Origin of the sequence: Heyndrickxia faecalis, from assembly GCF_040267745.1 — a bacterium.
Lineage (GTDB): Bacteria > Bacillota > Bacilli > Bacillales > Bacillaceae_C > Weizmannia > Weizmannia faecalis.
In genome coordinates this window covers 1294744-1319888 of sequence record NZ_CP158453.1, presented here as the reverse complement: position 1 = coordinate 1319888, position 25145 = coordinate 1294744, and the positions used below count along the sequence as shown (strand labels likewise).

Here is a 25145-nt window from a genome sequence, read left to right as displayed (position 1 = left end):
AGGGGTTGTCCGGCGCAAATACAGTAAAAAACGGCGAGATCGCAGTGTCTCGCCGTTTTTTAAATGGTTATGCTTTTTTTCGGTAAATTTTTTCTTCTCTTTCAAAAACCTCATACTTTCCTTCCGTATCAATCGTCCGCACGGTTTCTTTATGGCCGAGCCCTAAAAATCCCCGGTTCGTTAAGCTTTCATCAAATAAACGAAGGACTTTTTTCTGAAGGTTTTGGTCAAAATAGATCATAACGTTCCGACAAATAATCGCATGGAACTCATTAAACGAACCATCCGTGACAAGATTGTGCTGGGCAAATACGATATTTTCTGCAAGGCTCTTATTGAAATAGGCATGCTGGGCATCGGCCGTGTAATAATAGGAAAATTCGCGTTTCCCGCCTGCTTGGAAATAATTTTTCGTATACGTCTGCATTTTATGAAGCGAAAAGGCGCCGCTTTCCGCCTGGCGCAACACTCGTTCATTCATATCGGTTGCATAAATTCTCGTTTTTTCGCGTAGCCCCTCTTCGTCCAAAAGAATGGCCATCGAATAGGCTTCTTCACCCGAGGAGCAGCCTGCATGCCAGATCCGGATTTCCGGGTACTGCCTTAATTCCGGGACGACTTTTTCGCGAAAGGCGACAAAAAAGTCCGGATCCCGGAACATTTCAGTCACTTGAATGGACAAATCATTTAACAGCACTTCAAGGAATTCGGGTTCATGGATCACCCTTTCGATCAGTGCGCTGATGCTCGGGAGATTTTCGAGCCGCATCCGGTGCGTAACCCGTCTTTCAATGGAAGAACGGGCATACTGGCGGAAGTCGTAGCCAGATATCCGGTAAATGGCAAATAGCAGCATATCCAGTTCGAGCTTCCTGATGTCCTCATCCGTTAGTTGGTTTTTTTTCACGCTTTTTGCACTCCATCATTCTAAAGTTTGGGCTTGTTGAAATTGCGGAAATGGCATTCATTCCGCAACGGCCGCTAAAAAGCAACAAAATTTCCCGTGCTTCCTTTACTTGGAGCATGCCTATGTGAAGATAGCGGGCTAAATTTGCGGCCTTTTTTACAAAGAAATTCCTGTAACGAATTTTTTTCGGACTTCCCTGCGTGAAGAAAGCAAGCAAAATGTACAGCCTTCCTTCACCCCGTACCCCTCTCTCCGCTTTTTCACGGGCTTCCTTCCCTCAGCCTGCCTTTATTCTAGCGGCAGCCATACCCGCATGACAGATAACAGCTGGTCCATCTTCAGCGGTTTGCTGATGTAATCTGTTGCGCCGGCATCCAGACACTTTTGCCGGTCGCCTTTCATCGCTTTTGCTGTCAGAGCGATAATGGGCAAATCCGCAAATGCATCGTTCTTCCGAATTCTTTGCATCGTTTCATAACCGTCCATGCCCGGCATCATAATATCCATGAGGACGATGTCGACCTCTTTGTGAAGGTCCAGCATATCCAGGCATTCGAAACCGTTTTGCGACACAAGCACTTTCATGCCTTCTTTCGACAGCGCCTTTTTCAGTGCATAAATGTTCCGGTTGTCATCGTCACAAATCAGCACCGTTTTATTTCGGAGCGCCTGATCGGCTGATTCGGGGTTTCCACCACGCCACCTTCAAGACCAATACCAATATCCGCATTTTTTGCTGCCAGGACCGCCCTCGAGCGGTTAATGGCCCCTTGCAGCGTTTCTTCGTCGGAAAAAGGCTGTTCTTTTACGCCGGATGGCACACCTGCAGCCACAAATTCCATTTTCTGCCCGTCAAGCACTTCAAAGGCTTTCCGGACAGCCGACACTTTTGCCGGATTGGTCGAACCAATTGCAATCATCAAATTCTTTCACCTCTGTATTTCGGGCATTTTTGCCTCAGGAAAATCGAATATTTCTTTATTATTTACTGCGGATCGCATCAACGGTTGAACGGTCACAGGCCTGTACCAATTTCACGATCAAGGCCTTGGCTGCCGCATAGTCATCGACATGAAGGATCGCGGCATGCGTATGGATATAGCGGGCGCAAACCCCAATCACAGCACTCGGGATCCCTTCATTGGTAGTATGAACGCGGCCGGCATCTGTCCCGCCATTCGGGGCTACGAAATACTGGTAGCGGATATCATTGCTCTCGGCTGTGTCGAGAACAAACTCGCGCATGCCTTTATGTGTCACCATCGTCCGGTCGTAAATCCGCAGCAATGCGCCTTTTCCAAGCTGCCCGAATTGTTCTTTATCGCCGGACGCATCATTGGCGGGACTAGCATCCAGGGCAAAGAAAATATCCGGCTTAATCATATTGGCTGCTGTCTGTGCACCGCGCGTCCCGACTTCCTCCATAACCGTAGCGCCCGAATAAAGCGTGTTCGGAAGTTTTACACCCTGCAGTTCTTTTAACAATTCGATGGAGAGGCCGCAGCCGTAGCGGTTATCCCAAGCTTTAGCAAGAATTTTCTTTTGATTGGCCATTGGGGTGAACGGGCAAACCGGCAAGATGGGCTGGCCCGGGCGAATCCCGATTTTTTCAGCATCTTCACGGTCATCTGCGCCGATATCAATCAGCATATTTTTAATGTCCATTGGTTTGGATTTCTGATTTTCATCCAATAAATGTGGCGGAATTGAACCAACAACACCGATGACAGGACCGTTATCCGTATAAATTTGTACGCGTTGAGCCAGCAACACCTGGCTCCACCAGCCCCCTAGTGTTTGAAAGCGGATCATGCCATTTTCAGTGATGGATGTAACCATAAATCCAACTTCATCCATATGCCCTGCCACCATCACGGTTGGCCCGTCTTCCTGATCACGTCTTACGCCAAAGACGCTGCCGAGATGATCTTGTATGATTTCATCCGAATATTTTTGCAACTCCTGCTTCATAAACTGGCGGACGGCCGACTCGTTACCCGGTGCGCCTGGCAGTTCAGTCAGCGTTTTAAATAAATCGAGCGTTTCTTGTTCCATGCTTTTTACTCCTCGTTTCTGTATTTTTTTATCATACCGTATGTACAAGGTTTATTTTACATAATGGGTGGTTTTCTTGCCAGATTTTCACTTCATTTTGTACTTTTGTAAGTGAATTCATTTTCGGTTACCGCCTTGAAAGTATATAATGAGGGGGAGCACCGATTTATTCTGATTAATTGCAGAGGAAAGGATAGGAGAAAGATGAATTGGAAAACTTTTATCGCCGGTATCGCTGTGGGTGCAGCCGCCGGGTATGCCGTCAATGAAACATTGCACCGTACTGTTAGCGTATCCGCCGAAACCGTTCTTGCAAAAGTTAAGAAAGCGTTTAAAGAAAACGGTCCGATTGACGGTTCCTGGATTCAAATGACAGAGGAAGATTATGAAAAGTACCCGTTTAAAACGAGGGTCTATAAGGGCGGGGTTTCGCTTACAAAAGACGGAGAGAAGAAGCAGTACGAATTTATTGCCGACGCCAAAACCGGTACCGTCCTCGATGTCTATCCGATTTAACAGAAAAGCAAATCCGTTTTAAACCGGCTTGTGCCGGATGGCTGGAAAAGCAGAATCCTTTAAGGCTGGCTTTTCTCGCCAGCTCTATCAGGATTTTGCTGAATGGTAACCGGCTCTGTTTCGGAGATCCCGGCTTAGGGCTGGCTTTTCTTGCCGGCTCTATGCGGGAAAGCAGGATAAGCTACTGCTATTTTTAAACTGGCACCCTTCGGAATATTTTATTGGAAAGCAGACGCGCCCTATGTGAAGGGAGATCCTCAATTTTTCGCGCTTCCTTAACGTAGACGGGCTCTAGGTGAAAAAAGGCTTTCGTTTTTGCGCGCTTCCTTCACGTAGACGCCCTCTAGGTGAAGGAAGAACCTCATTTTTGCGTGCTTCCTTCACGTAGACGCGCCCTATGTGAAGGAAGGCCGTCTTTTTTCCGCGCTTTCTTAACGTAGACGCCCTCTAGGTTAAGGAAGACCCTCAATTTTCCGCGCTTCCTTAACGTAGACGGGCTCTATGTGAAGAAAGACCTTCGTTTTTCCGTGCTTCCTTAACGTAGACGGGCTCTAGATTAAGAAAGCGCCTTGTTTTTGCTTGCTTTCTTAATGTAGACAGGATCTATGTAAAGAAAGGCCATCTTTTTTCCATGCTTCCTTAACGTAGACGCACTCTATGTGAAGAAAGACCTTCGTTTTTCCGCGCTTCCTTAACATAGACGGGTTCTATGTTAAGAAAGGCCTTCGTTTTTCCATCCTTCCTTAATGTAGACGCCCTCTATGTAAAGCAAGAGCCTCGTTTTTGCTTGCTTCCTTAACGTAAACGCCCTCTATGTAAAGAAAGGCCGTCTTTTTTCCGCGCTTTCTTAACGTAGACGCACTCTAGGTTAAGGAAGATCCTCAATTTTTCGCGTTTCCTTAGCGTAGACAGGCTCTAGATTAAGAAAGCGCCTTGTTTTTGCTTGCTTTCTTAATGTAGACAGGCTCTAGGTGAAGAAAGGCCCATCTTTTTTCCGTGCTTCCTTAACGTAGACGCACTCCATGTAAATCCCGCGCTTCCTCACATTTTTAAGCCGGCCCTTTGCTGGATGGTTGTTCATTTAACAGGATAAGATGCATTTCGATGTGAAATTTAAAACGGCGCGTTCTCGTTACCGGGTCGGTTTAGCAGGAAAGCCGCAGGGGTTTATGCCATGCAAAAATCGGCACGGATCTTTTCCCATACGCGGCAGTAAAAAACGGTGGACCTTTTGTTCACCGTTTTTTACCACTTTATACGGGCATTTTTTCACGTTCCACTTTTTCTATCATATTCCCGTCCGTATCCCACTTCAGCGCCCGGTAGACAGCGTCGTGGTAAAATACAAACCAGGCATTGTCCCGGATCGCCTCTTCAATCCATTTCTGTTTTTGAAAAATGGAGGTCATCGGGTAATCATCATAAGCCATCACCCAAAGCGGGTTGCGGTGCGCGTGCGTCGGCAAAAGATCTGCCATATGGATCCATTTCTCGCCGCCGGACTCCGCCATTACAATCGCATGCCCGTCACTGTGCCCGCCTGTATGTACCATCCGGACTTTGCCTTCAATGGTAACCTCTTCTTTAAACGTTTGCACCTGATGCTGGATTGCTTCCCAGTTTTCCTTCCAATACGTGCTTTTTGAACGGATATTCGGGTGACGCATTTCGTCCCATTCCGTTTCAGATACATAGATGGCGGCATTTGGAAATGAAGGGACATATCCATTTGTATCATCTGGCATGGTCAAGCCGCATGCATGGTCAAAATGCAAATGCGTCATGAGCACAATGTCGATATCCTCCCGTGTCAACCCGAATGCGCTTAATGAACGGTCGATCTGCGACTCCTCTGTGACGCCGTAATTCCGCTTCTGCTTGTCTGTCAGTTTTCCGTTGCCAATCCCGGACTCAATGAGAATGTTTTTCCCGTACAGCTGAAAAAAGATCGGGTCTGTCCGAAGTTCAATCTGGTTTTTTTCATTATATGGATATTTCCGCGACCAGAGCGGTTTCGGAACAACGCCAAACATGGCACCGCCATCCAGATGCGTGACGCCACCATCGAGCCAGTAAAGTGTCATTTCACCGACTGTTAAATGTTCCATTCTTCTCCCTCCTGTAATCGGTTTCAATTCATTATATTCGCCACCATTTCCCATTTTTCCTGCCTGTGTCGCGTTGTAAAAAAGGCGATCCTGCCTGTCCGCTTTGCCCTGTGGTGTTTCCCCGCCAATTCTGTAATGCAAAAAATTGAAAATGCCGTTCCCTTTTTCCCCAGCCTGTTCCGTAATGTAAAAAACTGAAAATGCTGTTGCGTTTTCCCCAGCCTGTCCCTCCTTGCAAAAAATCGAAAATACCGGTCCCGTTTTTCTCAGCCTGTTCCGCTTTGCAAAAATTGAAAATGCTGACCCCTTTTTTCCCAGCTGTTCCGACTTGCAAAAAAGGAAAATGCCACTCCCATTTTCCCTGCCTGCTTCGCTTTGCAAAAATCGAAAATACCGGTCCTGTTTTTCCCAACTGTTCTGCGTAGCAAAAAATTAGAAATCCCGTTCCCGTTTTTCCATGTCTGGTGCACGATGCAAAAAAAAGCGCCCCGCACTGCCATTATCCTTGCAGTGCGCCGGGCGCGTTGCGGTATTTTGCCTCACAGCGGTAAATGCGCTGCCCTTGTGCGGAAAACTTTTCTTCATATTCTGTCATGACATTGCCGGAAAAATCACTGCGATGCAAATCAAGGCTGATATTTTTTAACTGCAGGCCATATTCCGAAAAACTTTGCAGCGAGTATTCAAACAGACCTTGGTTGTCCGTTTTTAAATGAATTTCCCCGCCGTCCGCCAAAATGTCTTCATACAGCTGCAAAAAAGTGCGGTATGTGAGTCGCCGTTTTTCATGGCGTTTTTTTGGCCACGGGTCGGAAAAATTCAAATAAATCTGTTCGACATCGCCTTTTGCAAAAAATTCCCGCAGCTTTGCACCGTCCACATTTAACAATTTTACATTCGGGCGGTTTTTTTCAATCAGTTTATCGAGTGCAGACACGATCACGCTCGGCTGTTTTTCGATCCCGAGAAAATTGATTTCGGGATGCTGTTCCGCCATTTCAGAAATAAACCGGCCTTTCCCTGTTCCGATTTCAATATGGAGCGGGTTGCCGTTTCCAAACAGCGCCTGCCAATGGCCGCGCCATTTTTCCGGGTCAGGTACGACGAATTGCGGGTACTTTTTTAATTTTTCTTCCGCCCACGGCTTATTCCGTAATCTCATAAAAACACCCCAACTTATATTTTTTGGCAAAAGCCTGGCCTATCTGCATAAAAAAAGAGACAGGTTAAACAATAGAGTATGTATGGAGGTACCGGTGCAAGGCCTTCATGCACATGTCAACAGCTGCATATCTCTAGTGAAGGATGTGTTCCACTTGGCACTCAGCCATCGCGACCAGTTAACCTTATTAACGGATATTTTGTACGATCATCAAACAGACTGCTGCGGATCTGTTTCGGAATGTGAACAATTGGAAAGGCTGGTCAAATCATTGCTCGTCAATCCGGCTGTCGCAAATGATATGAAACAAACGCTGACAGATGTGTACAGCTACAGCCAGGCGGGAAAATATGCCCAGCATTTGGACGACCATATTGAAGCCCACCAAAACAAGCTCGGGGAATGGGTTGACCAGCTGAACACCTATTTTTAAAGAATGAAGAGCGGCAAAAAGAAGAGGAACCATCACCCGGTTTCTCTTCTTTTTCGTTCGAAACCGGTACACTTTTTTCGCTGCAAGCCCTCAACTGGCAGTTTCTCTAAAAAAGAAGACCCAGGCAAACGCGGGATGCAGCCTTCTTTTATTTTTTCACGCCGCCATGCACGTTCTGCAAAAAATCAAGCCAGCGTTGCATTTCTTCGTACCGGCCTTTTTCTTTATGCCAGCAAATCATCACAATCGCTTGGTAAATGGTGTGCCATTTCATCCGGAGCGAAAGGCTTGCGGTCATTTTCGTGCCGTATTGCAGCAACCACCTTTCCCAATTTTCGGGCGGAATGTAGGCGTACAGGAGCATGCCGATGTCCATCGCCGGATCGCCGATCAGCGGGCCGTCCCAATCGATCAGAAACAATTCATTTTCGTTTGATAAAAGCCAGTTGTTATGATTGATATCGCCGTGGCAGACGACACAATCCCCGTATGCAACGTTCGGCTGTTCACGTTCGAGAAATTCAAGGGCATCCAGAACACCTGGTGCATCGGGCCATTCCCCTTTTGCGCCGGATTTAAGATCATGCAGCATGTTTTCAGGCTTCATCGATTCCAGCCCGAGCCTTTGCAGCATCGTTAAAAGCGGTTTTGAATCGTGAATTTTTTTCAGCATCTTGGCAACGCGTTCTTCTTCCATTTCGTAAGGCTTTAGTTCCCTGCCCTCCACCCACTGCTGGGCCGTGATGGTGTCGCCGTTTTCTAGCCTTTTCGTCCAGACAAGCTTCGGGACAATGCCTTCAGCGGATAACACGGCCAGAAACGGCGATGAATTCCGTTTTAAAAAGAGGGATTGTTCCTGGTATTTGGCATAGAAGGCTTCTCCTGTCGCCCCCCCTGCCGGCATGATCTCCCAGCCTTTTCCTAATATATCTTCCAACATGTTCACCTTCAAATTCAGTAAGTCAACCTCACACCGATGAAAAAACAGCGATATCCCTGTTATAAAGCCAGGAAAAGTAGGATTTGTAAAAAAGTAAAAATGCCATTCCATTTTACACAAAACATTGACGCGGATTCTTCCTGTTTGCTGAAAAATCCGCAGCTGCCGGTTTTTTCACTCGGCAAACGGAGACAAAAACAAAAAAAGACAGCTATTGGCAAGTATCATTCACAATAGCCACCTTTCAGTAAATTTTATCGCTTTTTGACTTTTTTCGTCAAGCGTAATTTTGGTTTAACCCGGGGCCGGATTTCCCAGAAATATTGAAATACCGGTAAGGCGGCTGTTTGTACCGAAAATTTTCCAATGTTTGCAGGAAAAATTCCCGCTCTATTCCCCGGCGCCGTCACGGGCAGCCTCGTTCGTTCCGGCACTTTTTTTGTCCAGGCATTCGTTAAGCAGCACTTGGGCCGACTTCAGTTGCATATATTTAAACGGTGAGCGCAAATTTCGCTGTTGCCGGAACCATTCGACATGCGGGCGTTTGTCAAGAATATGGAGGCCATCCGGCGCATCCGGCCATTGAATAAACCCGTTCCGGCAAATGAGCGCCCTTTCGACCGGAAAGGTGATATCATGCCGTTTCAGAATGCTGCGCACGATTTTTTCCGTCCGCGCGAGGGCAATGGCCGGATTTAAAATATTTTCTTCGTTCCCGGCTGTCCGCTTCTTCCAGAAACGGCCGTTCGACCCGAAAAAGACGGCATCCTTTTCTTTTTCCACAAAGGCAATACACCATACCGCCATTGGCGAAATCAAAAGATGTTCCATTTCCAAAACGGCTTTTTTGAATGAAAAAACCGGCCGGTACATCAATAAAAATGTATCCGGAAATCTTTGCAAAAAATATTTTAAGTCCGGGTCAAAATAAAGGACGGCTGGGATTTCGGACTGTTGCAGCAAAGTGGAACTGGCCCATTTCAGCTGGAACCGGAACAGCTGGTCGAGAAATAATTTTTTTAACTGGTCTTCCGTCTCCGGCAAAAAGGCAAGCTGCGGGGCAAAATCCAATTCCCCGGGTGGCGCGTGGAAAACCGGCGCGTCCGGCTCCTCTATTTCGGCCGTATCTTTTCTTTTTAACCAGTGTTTCATGCGGGAAAGGACCTGGCGCGATTCTTCCTGCGCAGGCGCTTCCTCTTCTTCCTCCGGCCCGTTTTCCCAGTTTTCCCGGAATTTTTCCCACTGTTGTTTTTTCAGCCGGATAAACTGGTTGGTGTAGCGGATTAAGTCTGTTTCATAACGTGATACAAAGTCTTGCATTTTTAATAACTGTCCCATTTTCCTTTTCCCTTACTTCAAATTCTGTGCATCAGCTAGCCTGAAAGACTGCACGATTTCGTATTTTGGCGTTTGATGGAGATTCGTCCGGTAGAGCACGATCCGGTCTGCCGAAAAAGGCACCGGTTCAGGCGAAAACGCATCCAGCATGCCGTCAGCAAAAGGTCTGTCACCGTCCCATTTCCGCGCCAGCGTCATATGCGGGTGAAACGGTCTTCGATCAAGTGAAAAACCTGCTTCAAGGCAGCAGCCGGCCACCATTGTCTCAAGATCAGAAAGCGGCGGTGATTCCTGTATGCCTGCAAAGAGTACACGCGGTTCGTCTTTTTTCCCAAAAGTACCGAAGTGGTCGAACACAAGCGGCAGCACGTGGAATGCACCGATTTGATCTGCAATCAGCCGGTTCGCTTTTTCCAATTGCGCCTCTTCTGCCGCTCCCAAAAAGGCAAGGGTAATATGAAGATCATCGCGGTGCACCCATCGCTTAAACGGCAGGCTCCCTTTCAAGCCGGCCGTTGCCTGCTGCAATTTTTGTTTGAACGCTTCCGGCAGCAAGACGGCATAAAAATAATGGTTTGCCATCGCTTTTTTCGCCCCTGTCCATCGTGGTTTTGTGTTTATTTTAACAAAAACTGCCCTGCAGGTATACTGTGCAAAATCTGGTTTCCGGCATTTCCGATGTTTTCATTTTTCCGAATAGGGTATATAAATATGTTAAGGGGGGAGAGCTGGAGTGAAGATTGGCGACCATGTCATGTACAAAGGTGAGAATTGTGAAATCGTATTTATTTACAAAAGCGGGTATTGTGAACTGAAGAAGCCATTTCTTCATCAAATTGTGCTTGCCCACATGTCGGAGCTTGAACCGGCAGGAGAAGAAGAAGCCAGGCTCCAAAAATAGCAAGGGGCATTCCTTTAACCGTTCCTCCGGCTAAAGGAATGCCCCTTCTTTTATTTTGGCGCGCCCGGCACCGCTGCCGAAAGAGCATGAATCTCCCTGTCAAAAGCTTGCTGCAGTTTTAACGTTATTGCGCCTGGTGTGCCGTCTGCAACGGGTTTACCGTCAATGTCCACAATCGGCATGATTTCGGATGTCGTGCTTGTCATCAAGACTTCATCCGCCGCGCGCAAATCCGCTACCGTAAACGGCTCTTCCCGGAAAGGAATGCCTATTTTCCCGCAAATGCCAAAGACCACTTGTCTTGTAATCCCGTTTAAAATGAGGTTCGTTGCCGGATGTGTCAAGAGCACGCCGTCTTTTACGATAAATACATTCGACGACGAGCCTTCTGTCACTGTTTCGCCGCGGTGCTGGATTGCCTCATAAGCGCCGTTTTCCACAGCTTTTTGTTTGGCGAGCACATTGCCGAGCAGGTTCAGGCTTTTGATGTCGCAGCGCAGCCAGCGGATGTCTTCCGCAAGCACCGCTTTTACGCCTTTTCTCATTTTTTCAAGCGGCCGTTCCATTTCACTCGTGTATGCAACAAACGTCGTTTCGCTTGTTTCCGGAAAATGGTGTTTCCGCTTGGCAACGCCGCGCGTAAATTGCAAATAGACAATGCCTGTATCGAGGCGGTTTGCTGCAACCAGTGCTTCCAGTTGTGCCGTGAGCTGCTCCATTGTATACGGAATGTGGAGCGAAAGTTTTTCCGCGCTTTGATAGAGCCGCTTTAAATGCATTTCGCTTGTAAAAAGCCTGCCCCCGTATACGCGGACCACTTCGTAAATGCCATCCCCGAACTGATAACCACGGTCTTCAATATCAACGCTTGCTTCTCCCCTGTCGATCAGGGTGCCGTTTAAAACCAGTTTCTCCATGATGCAACCCCTTTGCCTTTTTTCATTTTATTGCGGCTTTCCCGCTCGTTCTTCTGCTTGCTTGCGGCCCGCCGGCATTGACGCAGCTAAAGTCACGCGTGCTTCCCGGCCAGTTCATAAATGGACTGTGCATAAATAGCCGTTGCTTTAAGCAAATCTTCCACATACATGTACTCATCTTTCTGGTGCATGACATCTTCGCGGCCCGGGAAAAGCGCCCCAAATGCCACACCTTTTTTAAGGGTACGTGCATATGTACCGCCGCCGATTGCCAACAGCTTCGCTTCCTCTCCGGTCTGCTCCTCATACACTTTCGCAAGCGTCGTAATCAGCGGGTCATTTTTGTCAACATAATGCGGTTTCTGATCGGAAAAATGATCAAAACGCAAGCCGTCTTCTTTTAATTTCGACACAATTTTTGTTTTTCCTGCTTCGAGATCGAAAGTAACGGGATAACGCATATTTAATCCTATGCGGCCGCCTTTTTCCTGATGATAGGACATGATCCCGATATTGATCGTCAATTCCCCTGAAACTTCATCTTTGTACCCGATGCCGAAATATTCACCGCGTGAACGGCCGAAGAACTGGTTGAGCGTTTTGATAAATTTTGCCCCGGCACGGTCAAGCGCCACATTATTTAAAAATTTTGCCAAATAAAGCCCCGCGCTTTTTCCGTTTTCCGGTTCCGCACCATGGGCCGAAACGCCTTCCAGTTTTAAAATCAAAACGCCGTCGTCCACAAAATCCTGCCCGCGAAGTCCGGTTTCCTTTTGAAAATCCTGGAATTTTTGCAAAAGTTCCGTCTGCTCGCCGTGCGTGACAATGCGTGCCTCCGCATAATCTGGCACCATATTGTAGCGGCGCCCCGATTCAAAAGAAAGCAGTTCCGCCTGCCCCGTATTTTCCGTTTTTTCCGGATCCTGGATGATGTCAAAATCGGCAATTCCTTTTTCTGCGTAAATAATTGGGAAGTCGGCATCCGGCGAAAACCCGATGGCCGGCATTTCCTCGTTTGCAAAATAGGCGTCCATGCATCTCCAGTTGCTTTCTTCATCTGTGCCGACAATGAGGCGCACCCTTTTTTCAAGCGGCACCCCGAGTTCTTTTACAATTTTCATGCCGTAATAAGCCGCCATTGTCGGGCCTTTGTCGTCGCTTGAGCCGCGTGCATAAATTTTCCCGTCTTTGACTATGCCGCTGTACGGATCAACTGTCCAGCCGTCCCCCTCCGGCACCACATCGACATGCCCGAGGATCCCGAGAATGTCTTCTCCTTCCCCCATTTCAAGGTGCCCGGCGAGATTTTGCACATTTTTCGTTTTGAAACCGTCTTTTTCACCGAGATCGAGCATATATTGGAGTGCCTCCCTGACGCCTTGCCCGAGTGGTGCTTCTTCTGTTGCATTTGCTTCATCGAGGACACTTCTGATCTGCAAAATCCCTTGAAGGTCGCGGATCAAATCCTCTTTCCTTTTTAATACTTCTTCCATCCAGTGGATATCGGCCATTTTTGTCGCTCCTTTACGTTGTCATTCGTTCTTTATTTTACTTCTTTTTCCATTGATTATAAAATGAATTGATATTTTTTGCCGGCCGGGGAATGAAAGACAAAAAGGGAGACGGGAAACAGCATATGGTCTTTCTTTGGAAGGATGAAGGACAAAACATAGGTCGGGGAAGCGGAATATTGTCTTTCATCGGCGGGATGAAAGACAAATCAAAGGTCGACAAGCGGAATATTGTCCTTCATAGGCGTGATGAAAGACAAAACACGGGCCGGCAAACGGCGTTTTGTCCTTCATTACCATGAGTGACCACTGAAAAAAGCCATTTTTTTATGTAAAATTTGCTGTGTAGTGTAAGAAATTTTCTGTAAATGGTACTCTTTACCATAGAAATTAGTAAAAATGACAAATGTTTGGCTATAATTCGCCTTTTTAGAGGATAGTATGGCGGCTATCCTCTTTAAATTTACTGCCAAGGCTGTTAGCTTGGCTTGTAAGCCCATGCTTTTTAGACCGTACCATTTGGCACGATCTAACCCGTGGAAATTCTTCATTTCGCCATTTTTCCCTTCTTGGCATGCTCTTTTTTTATACTTCTCTTTAAATCCCTCCGATTTCTGTTGTTGACTATACTCATAAAATTCTGGGGTGTTGATTCCGATCCCTAATACTTTTCCGACTGTTTTTCCGGTTATGCAAACTTCTCGCATTGGGCAATTTCTACATTGTTCTCTGTCAAAATAGTAATTATACGTTTCTTTTCCACATTTTCTTATATAGTGTTTCTTTTTGATTGTTTTGTTTCCTTGACTACAGAACCACTCGTCAGAATCTTTGTTATAACTGAATCTTTCTTCGTCTATGCGATATGCAGCTTCACTTACAGGGATGTATGCCTTTGCTTTAAGTTCAGAGATTTTGTCTAAGATTGGCTTTTTAAAATAGGCTTTATCACCATATACTTCTGGTATTTTTATTCTCGTTTTCTTGGTTAACTCTAATAATTCATCAAACTTCGTTCCATCCACATAAGCTCCATTACCAGTATGAACAGCTGTAATCATTCGATCTTCTGTTGTCATCATAAATTCCGTTTTATAACCAAAGAAAGGATCATTTTTGCTTTTATACCCTATTCTCGCTTCTTGGTCGACAATCGATCGTACCCCTTTTTGCTCCATAAACTTCGGGTCTGCTAAAATTTCTTTCGCATTATTAACGAGTGCTTTTGTTTCAGGTGCTTTCTCCAGTTCAACTAGTTCTTCTACCTTTGATACCGTTTCTTCAAGATAGGACTTCATTGTTTTTCTAGCTTCATCATGGTTTTCTATTTCTTTATAATCAGGGATTTCTTGGTTGATTTCACTTGGTATTTCTCCGTTTTCTTCTTTAACGGTTTTAAAGATTTTTTTCGCTAATTGTTTCATGACTCGTTCCGGTCTATATTTTTTGGTGTTGGCTTCTGTATGAGTGGAATCAATCGTTATACCAGAAACCTTTTGTAAAATTCCTTTTTCAATGCATTGGTTTATGATTTCAATAATAATTTCATCTATAGTGAGATTGCCTTCTAATCTACTTTTACGAAATTTTGCCAAAAGACTTGGGTGAGGGAGGTCGTCTTCCGGATTGATTCCTAAAAAATACATATATGCAAGGTTTAATGAGCAATTTTCTATAACTTTCTCATCAGATAAGTCATAGAGTTTTTGTAACACCAAGATTTTAACCATAAGTTCGGGCTCTTTTGCTGGCCTTCCATATTCTTTACAGTAAGTTTTTTCAAGCATTTTATTGATAAAACTAAAATCCACTTCATCTCTTAATAATTTAAGTGTATGATTTTCAGGAATTTTATCGTATAATATGGAATAGATGCTTAATTGATTATCTTTTTCTTTAAGCATGATAGATACCCCCAGTTTGGTTTTGGTTTGTAGTATAACTTTATTATACCAAATACTGGGGGTATTTTTTTTCAATTTATTGTACATATAATTATTTTGAATTTTCAGATTGACTTTTTCAGTGGTCCCTTACCATGATGAAGGACAAAACACGGGTCGGCAAGCGGCGAATTGTCCTTCAAAGGCGTGATGAAAGACAAATCACAGGTCGGCAAACGGCGAATTGTCCTTCATAGGCGTGATGAAAGACAAATCACGGGTCAGCAAACGGCGTTTTGTCCTTCATTACCATGATGAAGGACAAAACACGGGTCGGCAAGCGGCATATTGTCCTTCATAACTATGATGAAGGACAAAACGGATGCCGGGAAACAGCTAAATGTTCTTCATCAGGGTGATGAAAGACAGAACGTGGTGCTGGGACCGTTGAAATGTCCTTCATCGGGCTGGTAAAGGCATACCCAGCCGGATAGCGGCAACCCAGGAAAAGGACGGTAAAAAGAAAGCGCTACCAATAGTGGTTATAAACTTAGTGGGCACAACATATGGTGTAAACAAGAGCTGATATATTTGTCAATTCAGGCAAAAAGATGTACAATATAATTGTCTGACATCTTAGAAAAAATTTTTAGAAAAAGGAGTTGTCCGAACGGCACGCATATTCCTGTAAGCTAAACATGTTGTAAAGCTGTTTGTCGTCTTTGTCTTTGGAAAAAAGATGAGGGAGTGGTATTTTGAAACCATCAACAGACCGTATGCTTACTCGTATTAAGTCAATTTATGTGTTTATTAAAGAGAAAGGGACTGTGACAACCCAGGAACTGGTAGATGAGTTCGGCATCACTCCTCGCACCATTCAAAGAGATTTGAATGTGCTGGCATACAACGACTTGGTCAAAAGCACACACAGGGGGATTTGGACAACAACAAGCAAAAAAGTTAAGATGTCATCTTAGAGAAAGAAACAAATTGTTTTTTTGGAAAGCGGCAGCGGAGACATGCAGTGCCGCTTTTGGCATGTTTAAGAGCCGTTTATCCCTGCCATTTACAACCTATTCCCGCAGGTTCAATACTCCTCACCCGTACATCAGTTTCGCCTATCCTGCACCAACTTTTTACCCAAATATGCAAACCCCGCCTCCATGTGATGACCACTACACCGGACAGTTTATCCGCTAAAATGAAGTTAAGCTTTTTACTCCCGCTTGCAATCCCTGCTTCCACACGCTGAACCCTGACACCGGACAACTATCCGCTTAAGGTGGGTTCAACTTTTTATCCAAATATGCAACCCCGCCTCTATGTGATGGCCACTACACCGGACAGTTTATCCGCTAAAATGAAGCTCAGCTTTTTACCCCCGATTGCAATCCCTGCTTTCACGCGTTGAAACCTGACACCGGACAACTATCCGCTTAAGGTGGGTTCAACTTTTTACCCAAATATGCAACCCGCCTCCAGGTGTTGACCGCTACACCAGACAGTTTATCCGTTAAATGGGGTTCGGCTTTTTACTCCCGCTTACAACCCACGGCTAAACGGTTGAACAACCGAAAACGCCAGGAAGTTCAGCGTTTTACCCCCACTTGCAATCCCGCCAGCCATACACAACTTTATTACGCGTCTTGCCCGCAAGCCTTCCTGCCGCACAAATCATCCCGTCTGCTTACCGCATATGCAGCCTCGCCTTCACGCGTTGAATCCTTACGCCGAACAGCTTGTCCGCAAGTTTCGATTTCAGGCCAAGGTAGGCATAAACAACCGCACCGGCCGCGGCGCAAATCACAACAATCAGCAATGCCTGCCACCTTGAAGAAGGCGAAAGCACAAGTGTGAGCCCTTTATAAACAGCACCGACCACCGCCAGCATTACAGCATTAAAAATCAAAATCAGGATCGTGCGCCGGATCACCGTCCGATACGGATAGGCTGCGAAAATTTTGATCACAATAAAGCTGATCAGAATCGACGCTGTATACCCGATTGCCGTGGCGTAGACTGCGCCGAGAATCCCAAACATTTTGATCAGCGGGATATTCAGGCTTAATTTTAACAATAGCCCGACGAGCAAGCTTAAAATCGTCCAGCGCTGCTCATTGACCCCCTGCATGATCGCCGCTGTCACGGAATAAAGCGAGAACAAAATGGCAACCGGTGCATAATGCATCAGCACGCTGACCGAGACGGCGTTATCCGTATTATAAAAAATCGCAAAAATAGGCTTGGCCAAAAGCGACATCCCAAGCGCAGCCGGCACCGTAATAAAAAGCAGCACCTGCAATGTCTGGTCAACAGATCGGACGAGCATATCGCGCTCCCTTTTCGCGAAAGCTTCCGTAATCATCGGAACAAGCGTCATGGAGAAGGCGGTCGCTAGGGAGACCGGAATAATGACAAGCTTGTGCGACTGGAAATTCAATATCCCGAGCTGCGTCTGCCACATTTTCCCGAGCCCGACCGCTTCCATACCGCGCTTCACTGTCAGCTGGTCAACCATCTGGTAAAGCGAATTGGCGATCCCGACAAATACAAACGGCAAAGCAGAAAGGATGATTTCTTTATACAACGTGGGAATCGAAACATGCATTGTGCCTTTATCCTGTTCAAGCAGCCGGTCAAGATGCGGTTTTCGTTTGAACCAGTACCAAATGAGCACAAACAGGCTCGCCATCCCACCGACAAATGCGGCAAATGTCGCCGCGCTGATGGCGGACACGATGCTGCCGTGGAGCATATGTAAAATCACGTAAGCACCGATCAGCATAAATAAAATCCGGACAACCTGCTCCACAACCTGGGAAACAGCAGAAGGCCCCATTGACTGGTGCCCCTGGAAAAAACCGCGAATCAGGCTCATCACCGGAATAATGATCAGCGCAAAACTGACCGCCCGGATCACCACTGTCACGTCGGCTTTTGAGAAAACCTGGGCTTCCTGCTTACCGGCCATTGCCAAATCCGTAAAATACGGGGCAAAAACATACATCACAAGAAAGCCGGCAATACCGGTCCCAATCATTAAATACATGCTCGACCTGAACAGCTTCCGGCTGACTGCATATTCTTCCAGCGCATTGTATTTTGCCACATATTTTGCGACAGCAAGCGGGACGCCTGCCGTGGAAATGCTAATAAAAATATTGTAAGGGACATACCCGAACTGGTAGAGTGCCTCCGGTCCTGATCCGCCGATGATCGCATCAAACGGAATCACATAGAACACCCCGAGAATTTTCGAGATGATCGTCCCAAGTGTTAAAATAAATGTGCCGCGCAATAATTTTGAAGACATAAAATCCCTTCCCGCCCGAAATGATCTTCCGGCCGCCCCTGATGCGGACGGGCCTTTTTTCACACACTATAATGTAGTGTACCGCGAACATACCCGCTTGACAATTTTTTTATGAAGAATTTTTTTCACGGACAGATGGCGGGATGGATGGCAGTTGAGGCTGCAGCTGCCCTGGATCATCTTTTACAATCGTGTGGACAGAAAAAGCCGGGCCGGGCAACCCCCGCTTTATTTATGGTACAAAATCATCGCCGAAAAACAGTAAATCTGGTCATCTTCCTCCGGCTCCACCATGGCGGCAATATTATATTTGATATCAATGAGTTGGTCCTCGCCGATTTTTTCCAAAAACGTATTCATGCTTTCCTCAAGATCCTTTTCATGTTCACAATCAAAAAGTTTGACCTGTACCATTTGTGACCCCTCCCCGTTTTATTTATTTCTATTGTCTCCAATTTCAGAACATTTTAATCAGACGCATCAATTTTTAAAATCCAATTGGCATAAGTATAAAATATCGGGAAAAGGACGCAATAGGCAACAAGCGAATGGAGATTGTCCCATCCTTCCAAATAGTGGAACACCCTGAACTTAACAGCCATCATTTCCATCAGAGACGTGAATGCGATCCAGATGAGTAAATAAAAAAGCACGTGGCGTACAGAGCGGATCCGCGCCCAGGATAAACGCTGCACCGTAATAAACAAATAGCCATACAAGGTAAAGACAGGTATATAAATAATGAAGTCAAAAAGCTCGAGATCAGGCGAATCAAACGTGTTGTATAAGTTTAAAGGGTGCATCGCGCTAAGCACTTCATCCGCAAAGCAGGCCATTGCTGTAAAAAACAGCCCGTTCGCAAGCCCTGCTTTCCATGAAACAGCTTTTGGCAGGAGATACAGCGCCAGTATCAACCCTGCCAAAGCGGCAAGGGTAAAGATTTCATTCTCGTCAAATTTTTTCGGAAGCATGCCGGTGTACCTCCTTTTTCCTGTCCAACCATCTATAGAGCGCATCGCCTACGTGTAAAACCGCAAGATCAGTGAAGAAGAAAGCAAGGACATACCGCCATGACCATCCGTAGGTATACAAAATTTGCAAAAAATGGAGGATGGCGACATAACCTGTAAAAACAAGGAAAAAGCACACTGCAGCCAATGTTTTCCAGCCCGACGTCCGTGACAGGTGAAACACGTGCAAATACAGCAGAAACAAAAGGGGCACCTCAAACAGCACAAGCTGTCTGGAAATATAAAAAATCGGGGTATGGTGATCATGAACAAAGTGCAGGTTCATTTCCAGTATCCTTAAAAAATTGATTGTCCAGTAGTATAGCCATAAGTAAAGCAGCAATGATTTCATTTTTTCTGCCTCAAACAGCGCGCGGGACAAATAGGCCAGCCCTGCCCCTGCCAAAAGTGAAAATAAAAGAACCATCTTTTTTCCCCTTTTTTGTGGTTGATAGTCCTAGTTTGCCATTTCACAAACAAATTATGAATTTCACGCATAAAAAACGGGGCTTACGGCCATTTCACCGTAAAACCCCGTTTTCCGGAAATCCATCAGTTTGCCACAATGTTGACGAGTTTGCCCGGTACGGCAATGATTTTGCGAATCGTTTTTCCTTCCGTAAATTCCTTGATTTTTTCATCCGCAAGCGCGAGTTTTTCCATGTCCTCGCGGCTCATATTGCGGTCGATCTTTACTTTGTTGCGCACTTTGCCATTTACCTGAAGGACAATTTCCACTTCATTTTCGATGAGTTTTGAAGCATCAAAAGCAGGCCATGCTTCATATGTGATCGTGCCGCTGTGGCCGAGTTTTTCCCACAGTTCTTCGGCAATATGCGGGCAAAACGGCGACAGCAGCTTGACGAAGCCTTCCACATACGTTTTCGGTATCACTTCCACTTTATAGGCATCGTTGATAAACACCATTAATTGCGAAATGGCCGTGTTAAAATGAAGGGCATCGATATCTTCTGTCACTTTTTTGACCGTCAGATGATACGTTTTTTCCAGTGCCGGATTGGCCTTGTCCTGGATTTTTTCTGACAGGCTGCCGTCTTCATTCACAAACAGGCGCCAAATCCGGTCAAGGAAGCGGCGGGAACCGTCAAGGCCGTTCGTCGACCACGGGATCGATGCATCCAAAGGGCCCATGAACATTTCGTACAGCCGGAGCGTATCGGCCCCGTGTGACTCAAGAATGTCATCCGGATTAACGACATTGCCGCGCGATTTGCTCATCTTTTCATGGTTCGCGCCCAGGATCATGCCTTGGTTGAACAATCTTTGGAATGGTTCTTTCGTTGACACCACCCCGATATCGTACAAAAATTTATGCCAGAAGCGGGCATACAGCAAGTGCAGCACCGCATGCTCGGTTCCGCCGATGTACAGGTCAACCGGCAGCCATTTTTTCAGCTTTTCCGGATCGGCAATCGCTTTATGATTTTTCGGATCGATGAAACGGAGGAAGTACCAGCAGCTTCCCGCCCATTGCGGCATTGTGTTTGTTTCGCGCCGGCCTTTTTTCCCTGTTTTCGGATCGACAACATTGACCCAGTCTTCCACATTCGCAAGCGGTGATTCACCTGTTCCGCTCGGTTTGATTTCCTTCATTTTCGGAAGCATGAGTGGCAGCTCTTCTTCCGGCACGGCCGTTATGGTCCCGTCTTCCCAGTGGATAACCGGGATCGGCTCGCCCCAGTAACGTTGGCGGCTGAACAGCCAGTCACGCAGGCGGTATGTCACTTTCTTCTGTCCGATCCCTTTTTCTTCGAGCCACTCGATCATGCGTTTAATCGCTGCCTGTTTATCCAGCCCGTTTAAAAATCCGGAATGGACGTGTTCGCCGTCACCGGTATAGGCTTCTTTTTCAACGTTGCCGCCTGCGACGACTTCTTTAATCGGCAAATCGAATTTGCGGGCAAATTCATAGTCGCGTTCGTCATGGGCCGGCACCGCCATGATTGCGCCTGTCCCGTAGCTCATTAATACATAATCGGCAATCCAGATTGGCATTTTTTCGCCGTTCGCCGGGTTCACGGCATACGCCCCCGTAAATACGCCGGTTTTGTCTTTCGCAAGGTCCGTCCGTTCAAGGTCGCTTTTTAATTGCACCTCGGCAATGTAAGCCTGAACTGCATCGGCCTGCTCATCTGTTTTGATTTTATCCACAAGCGGGTGTTCCGGCGCAAGCACGGCATAGGTCGCCCCGAACAGCGTATCCGGGCGGGTCGTGAAAACGGTAAACGTTTCATTTGTGCCTTCAACCTGGAATGTCACTTCCGCCCCTTCCGAACGGCCAATCCAGTTGCGCTGCATATCCTTAATGTTTTCCGGCCAATCCAGCTCCTCAAGGTCTTCAAGAAGGCGGTCTGCATAGGCGGTAATTTTCAACATCCACTGGCGCATCGGTTTGCGGATGACCGGATGCCCGCCGCGTTCGCTCTTGCCGTCAATGACTTCTTCGTTTGCCAGCACGGTTCCGAGCGCAGGGCACCAGTTGACTGGCACTTCATCAATATAAGCAAGCCCCTTTTTCCACAGCTGCAGAAAAATCCACTGCGTCCATTTATAATATTCCGGATCAGATGTGTTGATTTCCCTATCCCAATCATAAGAAAACCCGATCGATTTCATCTGGCGGCGGAACGTATTGATATTTTGAATCGTGAAAACAGCCGGATCATTGCCGGTATCAATCGCATACTGCTCAGCCGGAAGCCCGAATGCATCCCACCCCATCGGATGGAGGACATTATATCCTTGCATCCGTTTCGTCCGCGACACGATGTCGGTCGCCGTATAGCCTTCCGGGTGCCCGACGTGAAGGCCTGCCCCCGACGGATACGGAAACATATCCAGGCAATAAAATTTCGGTTTATTTTCGTCTTCACCGGTACGGAACGTGTGATGCTCTTCCCAGTACTGCTGCCATTTCTTTTCGATTTTCCGGTGGTCAAAACTCATGACAGACTCCTCCTTTTTTATGTATCGACATTGACAATATAGGACGCAAAAAACCTCCCATCCCAAGAAAAAGGGACGAGAGGGTTCTCCCGCGGTACCACCCAAATTAGTGCAAGCACTCACTTTAAGTCCTTAACGCGGAATACGGCAAATACTAAAACGGGTTCATATTTGCAACTCAAAGGCGAGTTCACGGGGTTCCCTGATTGGCTTGCACCTCCCGCCAATTCTCTTGTTTCAGTGCCGCCGTTACTGCTCCTTGTCAACGTTCTTCTATCGTTTATTCAATTTATAACCTATTTTACAGAAATTCATTCCCGGTTTCAACATTATTTTCCTGCCACCTCAGAATGCGGTTTTTTTGCGAGCGGGCGGTCATACAACAAGGCCAGTAAAAGGGAAACGGCGAGAAAGAAAATGAGCAATCCGAACAATGCCTTCATGCCGAATGCATCTGCGACAAACCCGCCTACAACAGGGCCAATCATTCTGCCGCATGTTGCGACACTGTTAATGATGCCCTGGTAAAACCCTTCCCGCCCTTTCGGCGAAAGCGTATTGGCAACTGCGGGCACAGCCGGCCAGACAAGCATTTCCCCGACCGTTAAAATGCCCATTGCCACTGCAAAACCGGGAAAATGCCCGGCAAAGGCAACGACAGCGAATGACAGCATAAAAATGGCCGTCCCAGCAACAATTTGCTGTTTGACTTCCGGCAAGAACCGCTTTAAAAACGACAAAAGGAGCGGCTGGCCGAGCACGATGATCGCGCCGTTCAATGTCCAAAGAAAGCTGTACTTGTTCAGCGATATATGAAGCGTCTGCGTATAAGTGGAAATCGTAGCCGTCCATTGCGTGTACGCCGTCCATGCCAGGAAATAAGCAAAGCATAATATGATGAGGGATGCCACTTGCGCCCTTCCTGCACTTTTGGCAGAAACAGCGGCTGCTCCCGCATACCCAGCATGTTTTTCGGCAATATTCCGGTAGCCGAAGATGGCAATCGCCATAAAAACGAGAAAAAGTGCAAGATTCGCTGCAAAAATAAGGTCAATGGAATAAGAGGCAATCACACCGCCCAGCGCGGCACCGAGTGCAACCCCGATGTTGTTGGCGACATAGATGGCATTGAACGCTTTTCTCCCTCCGCCTTTCCAAGCCGCGCCCGCCATTGCAAGGATCGCCGGGCCGATCATACCGGAACCGAGCCCGATTGCGCCGAGGAAAAATACATAATCCGGCCAAGCGTGGTTCCATGTCAAGCCGGCAAGCGCAACGGCGGAAATCAGGCCGCCCAGCAGCACGGAACGATAACCCCCGATTTTATCATGCAAATAGCCGCCCAAAAGACTGCCGATGACGCTTGTAAAATTATTCAGCATGAGCACGAGCCCGGCGATAAACAGCGATTTGCCGAGATGATCGTGAATATAGATTGAATTTAACGGCCACAAAAAAGAAGCGCCAGTCATATTGACAGCCATGCCAATGACGAGCAGCCACACAGTTTTTGGCAAAATGAATGCCCCCCTGCTAATGAATCGGTCAAAGGAAATTGTAGGGGTTTTTCCCGGCAGTTACAAGCATTCTTGCAAAATATAAATATTATGGCAATTCCCCGCCCTCTGTTTGCGCCGCCATTTGCATTGAAAGCGGGATAAGGCCCGTGCCTTATCCCGCTTTCATGAATCCGGCCGGCTTTACTTGCTGTTTTTCCCAAGTTGCCGTGCCGAAACCGTTCCCATATTCCCGTTGTTCACGCCGGATTTTTCGCAGGAGTATCTTGCCTGGCTTTTCTGTTTTGCTTATCGGCAATTTTGCTCCCGCAAGCTTCGTTTTTGCCGGCAATTACATGGTCGGTTCATGTTCCTGCAAAATCATCTCGTTTTGCAGCTGCTGAATCACAAGGCGCATACGGTGGAGGCGCTCGCGCTGCTGGGAATTGGCACTGATCGCCAGTTTGCAAAGCTCGTTATAAGCGTCTTCCAGCTCTGTTAACGGCTCCGAAAAATCATAATAGCCGTAGTTTTCCTGGCGGTTGCCTTCCGCAAATTGCTCACGTGCCGATTGAACGGCTTGCTCGCAGCGGTTGATACAATTTTCGACTGCTTCCCGTGTGGCCATCACGATTCCCCCTTTATGCTTTGAAGCGTACAAGCTTCATTTGTATGATGCCCCGTGCAGAAAAATTGTTTCCCCTGCGCATTGGGAGTTTCTTCCGGACAGCAATTCCGAATCCGCCCACCTTTGCACCTGCATCCGTTCATGGTAAAATGCAAAAGAGCGCGCTGCAGAAAGACGGTTTATTACCATTTTGGCGCGCGAGCCTGCATGTCTGAAGAATAAGAACGATTTTGCCGTGTTCATTCCGGCATTCCTGTTAGAATGGAAATTTGATGTAAAACATGATTTTTAATGTGTCACTTATGCCTTTTTACGGTAAAAAAGAAACAGGCGTTCAACTTCCGCCTGTAGACCAATCAAAAAATGGAGATGCTGCAAAGATGAATATGCTTCCTGTTCTTCCATTTGCCCATTCACTGTTGGAAAAAGCCGTGAAAGAAGGCAGTTTTGCCATTGATGCCACGGCCGGGAACGGGCATGATACCGTTTTTCTCGCCAAACGGGTTGGAAAAAGCGGAAAAGTGTTTGCTTTTGATATCCAGCCGGAAGCGGTAAAACGGACAAAGGAACGCCTGGAGAAAGAAGGCCTCGTTACGCGCGCCGAACTTTTCTGCACCGGCCATGAACATGCCGGCGAATGCATCCCGGCATCGCTGCACGGCAAAATCAGCGGAGCGGTGTTCAATCTTGGCTACTTGCCGGACAGCGACAAAACGGTCATTACCCGGCCGGAGTCAACCATTGCCGCACTCGGGCAGATTTTCCCCATGCTTGAAACCGGCGGGATCATCGCAGTTGTGGTTTACCACGGGCATGAAGGCGGCGCATATGAACGTGACCGGCTCCTCGATTATGTAAAACAGCTCGACCAGAAAAAGGCGCATGTGCTCCGGTATGAATTCCTTAACCAGGCAAACCATCCGCCTTTTCTCATTGCCGTCCAAAAACGGTAACAAAGCGGACGGGTACGAATCCCTTTTTTCAATCGCGTATAAACACGGCCGGCTCCTGGTTAGCAAAAAGCCCGGACGGAAAAAATGCATGTGCTCCGGTATGAATT

At 46.9% G+C, this 25145-nt stretch carries 22 protein-coding genes, 2 pseudogenes and 1 other annotated feature; of the genes and pseudogenes, 5 read left to right on the top strand and 19 right to left on the bottom strand.

What is annotated here, in order from left to right; genetic code table 11:
• Positions 1–67 precede the first annotated feature (67 nt).
• The 4 genes and pseudogenes from ABR335_RS06230 to ABR335_RS06215 all read right to left on the bottom strand — a co-directional run bounded on the left by ABR335_RS06230 (position 68) and on the right by ABR335_RS06215 (position 2962).
• The gene (locus ABR335_RS06230) at positions 68–907 is read right to left on the bottom strand and encodes a CheR family methyltransferase (RefSeq protein WP_081092990.1); all 840 of its coding nucleotides are present in this window, start codon (positions 905–907) and stop codon (positions 68–70) included.
• A gap of 288 nt (positions 908–1195) precedes the next feature.
• Positions 1196–1600, bottom strand: a pseudogene (locus ABR335_RS06225) (response regulator); the annotation flags it as partial.
• Positions 1588–1827: pseudogene (locus ABR335_RS06220) on the bottom strand (DUF84 family protein); the annotation flags it as partial. The pseudogenes ABR335_RS06220 and ABR335_RS06225, both read right to left, overlap by 13 nt.
• A gap of 61 nt (positions 1828–1888) precedes the next feature.
• Positions 1889–2962 (bottom strand): M42 family metallopeptidase, encoded by a 1074-nt coding sequence (locus ABR335_RS06215; protein WP_014097679.1) that lies wholly within the window; start codon positions 2960–2962, stop codon positions 1889–1891.
• Between the two features lie 204 nt (positions 2963–3166).
• Here ABR335_RS06215 and ABR335_RS06210 point away from each other — a divergent pair, with 204 nt between their 5' ends.
• Positions 3167–3478, top strand: a complete 312-nt coding sequence (locus tag ABR335_RS06210) for a PepSY domain-containing protein (RefSeq protein WP_014097678.1) — start codon at positions 3167–3169, stop codon at positions 3476–3478.
• Positions 3479–4731: 1253 nt separating this feature from the next.
• On the opposite strand, the gene ABR335_RS06205 is transcribed toward ABR335_RS06210, so the two are convergent.
• Positions 4732–5586 carry a YtnP family quorum-quenching lactonase gene (locus tag ABR335_RS06205; RefSeq protein ID WP_014097677.1) on the bottom strand — a complete coding sequence of 285 codons (855 nt, stop codon included), beginning with the start codon at positions 5584–5586 and terminating at the stop codon, positions 4732–4734.
• A gap of 499 nt (positions 5587–6085) precedes the next feature.
• The gene (gene trmB, locus ABR335_RS06200; RefSeq protein ID WP_026104491.1) at positions 6086–6748 is read right to left on the bottom strand and encodes a tRNA (guanosine(46)-N7)-methyltransferase TrmB; all 663 of its coding nucleotides are present in this window, start codon (positions 6746–6748) and stop codon (positions 6086–6088) included.
• 154 nt (positions 6749–6902) lie between these two features.
• On the opposite strand from trmB, the gene ABR335_RS06195 reads away from it, so the two are divergent.
• The gene (locus ABR335_RS06195) at positions 6903–7181 is read left to right on the top strand and encodes a YtzH-like family protein (RefSeq protein WP_026104490.1); all 279 of its coding nucleotides are present in this window, start codon (positions 6903–6905) and stop codon (positions 7179–7181) included.
• Positions 7182–7329: 148 nt separating this feature from the next.
• Here the strand turns inward: ABR335_RS06195 and ABR335_RS06190 are convergent, their stop codons facing one another.
• The 3 genes from ABR335_RS06190 to thpR form a co-directional block, all read right to left on the bottom strand.
• Positions 7330–8121 carry a phosphotransferase family protein gene (locus ABR335_RS06190; RefSeq protein WP_014097674.1) on the bottom strand — a complete coding sequence of 264 codons (792 nt, stop codon included), beginning with the start codon at positions 8119–8121 and terminating at the stop codon, positions 7330–7332.
• Between the two features lie 390 nt (positions 8122–8511).
• Positions 8512–9459, bottom strand: a complete 948-nt coding sequence (locus ABR335_RS06185; protein ID WP_014097673.1) for an NERD domain-containing protein — start codon at positions 9457–9459, stop codon at positions 8512–8514.
• Between the two features lie 12 nt (positions 9460–9471).
• The gene (gene thpR / locus ABR335_RS06180; RefSeq protein WP_014097672.1) at positions 9472–10041 is read right to left on the bottom strand and encodes an RNA 2',3'-cyclic phosphodiesterase; all 570 of its coding nucleotides are present in this window, start codon (positions 10039–10041) and stop codon (positions 9472–9474) included.
• A 151-nt stretch (positions 10042–10192) separates the two neighbouring features.
• On the opposite strand from thpR, the gene ABR335_RS06175 reads away from it, so the two are divergent.
• Complete coding sequence (locus ABR335_RS06175) at positions 10193–10360, top strand: hypothetical protein (RefSeq protein WP_014097671.1); 168 nt, start codon at positions 10193–10195, stop codon at positions 10358–10360.
• 50 nt (positions 10361–10410) lie between these two features.
• Here ABR335_RS06175 and dat read toward each other — a convergent pair whose 3' ends face one another.
• The 3 genes from dat to ABR335_RS06160 all read right to left on the bottom strand — a co-directional run bounded on the left by dat (position 10411) and on the right by ABR335_RS06160 (position 14692).
• Positions 10411–11277 carry a D-amino-acid transaminase gene (gene dat, locus ABR335_RS06170; protein ID WP_014097670.1) on the bottom strand — a complete coding sequence of 289 codons (867 nt, stop codon included), beginning with the start codon at positions 11275–11277 and terminating at the stop codon, positions 10411–10413.
• Positions 11278–11369: 92 nt separating this feature from the next.
• Positions 11370–12788, bottom strand: coding sequence for a dipeptidase PepV (gene pepV / locus ABR335_RS06165; RefSeq protein ID WP_014097669.1), 1419 nt, complete (start codon positions 12786–12788; stop codon positions 11370–11372).
• A 293-nt stretch (positions 12789–13081) separates the two neighbouring features.
• Positions 13082–14692, bottom strand: a complete 1611-nt coding sequence (locus ABR335_RS06160; protein WP_434063205.1) for an IS1182 family transposase — start codon at positions 14690–14692, stop codon at positions 13082–13084.
• A 734-nt stretch (positions 14693–15426) separates the two neighbouring features.
• Between ABR335_RS06160 and ABR335_RS06155 the strand changes: the two genes are divergently transcribed.
• Positions 15427–15648 carry a DeoR family transcriptional regulator gene (locus ABR335_RS06155; protein WP_014097668.1) on the top strand — a complete coding sequence of 74 codons (222 nt, stop codon included), beginning with the start codon at positions 15427–15429 and terminating at the stop codon, positions 15646–15648.
• Between the two features lie 710 nt (positions 15649–16358).
• Here ABR335_RS06155 and ABR335_RS06150 read toward each other — a convergent pair.
• The 7 genes from ABR335_RS06150 to ABR335_RS06120 form a co-directional block, all read right to left on the bottom strand.
• Positions 16359–17984, bottom strand: a complete 1626-nt coding sequence (locus tag ABR335_RS06150; protein WP_014097667.1) for a putative polysaccharide biosynthesis protein — start codon at positions 17982–17984, stop codon at positions 16359–16361.
• A gap of 228 nt (positions 17985–18212) precedes the next feature.
• On the bottom strand, positions 18213–18398 hold the full coding sequence (locus ABR335_RS06145; RefSeq protein WP_017550251.1) for a sporulation protein Cse60: 186 nt from the start codon (positions 18396–18398) through the stop codon (positions 18213–18215).
• 53 nt (positions 18399–18451) lie between these two features.
• A complete protein-coding gene (locus tag ABR335_RS06140) occupies positions 18452–18955 on the bottom strand; it encodes a hypothetical protein (RefSeq protein ID WP_017550250.1) in 504 nt (167 codons plus the stop codon).
• Entirely contained in the window at positions 18936–19421 is a 486-nt protein-coding gene (locus ABR335_RS06135) for a hypothetical protein (RefSeq protein WP_017550249.1), read from the bottom strand. Before ABR335_RS06135 ends, ABR335_RS06140 begins: the two co-directional genes overlap by 20 nt.
• A gap of 125 nt (positions 19422–19546) precedes the next feature.
• A complete protein-coding gene (gene leuS, locus ABR335_RS06130) occupies positions 19547–21961 on the bottom strand; it encodes a leucine--tRNA ligase (RefSeq protein WP_026683705.1) in 2415 nt (804 codons plus the stop codon).
• A 68-nt stretch (positions 21962–22029) separates the two neighbouring features.
• Positions 22030–22236 (bottom strand) — a binding site (T-box leader).
• 54 nt (positions 22237–22290) lie between these two features.
• Complete coding sequence (locus ABR335_RS06125) at positions 22291–23478, bottom strand: MDR family MFS transporter (RefSeq protein WP_350346665.1); 1188 nt, start codon at positions 23476–23478, stop codon at positions 22291–22293.
• Between the two features lie 331 nt (positions 23479–23809).
• Positions 23810–24085, bottom strand: a complete 276-nt coding sequence (locus ABR335_RS06120; RefSeq protein ID WP_013860011.1) for a YtzC family protein — start codon at positions 24083–24085, stop codon at positions 23810–23812.
• 380 nt (positions 24086–24465) lie between these two features.
• Here ABR335_RS06120 and ABR335_RS06115 point away from each other — a divergent pair, with 380 nt between their 5' ends.
• The gene (locus ABR335_RS06115; protein ID WP_061567104.1) at positions 24466–25038 is read left to right on the top strand and encodes a class I SAM-dependent methyltransferase; all 573 of its coding nucleotides are present in this window, start codon (positions 24466–24468) and stop codon (positions 25036–25038) included.
• Positions 25039–25145: the final 107 nt, after the last annotated feature.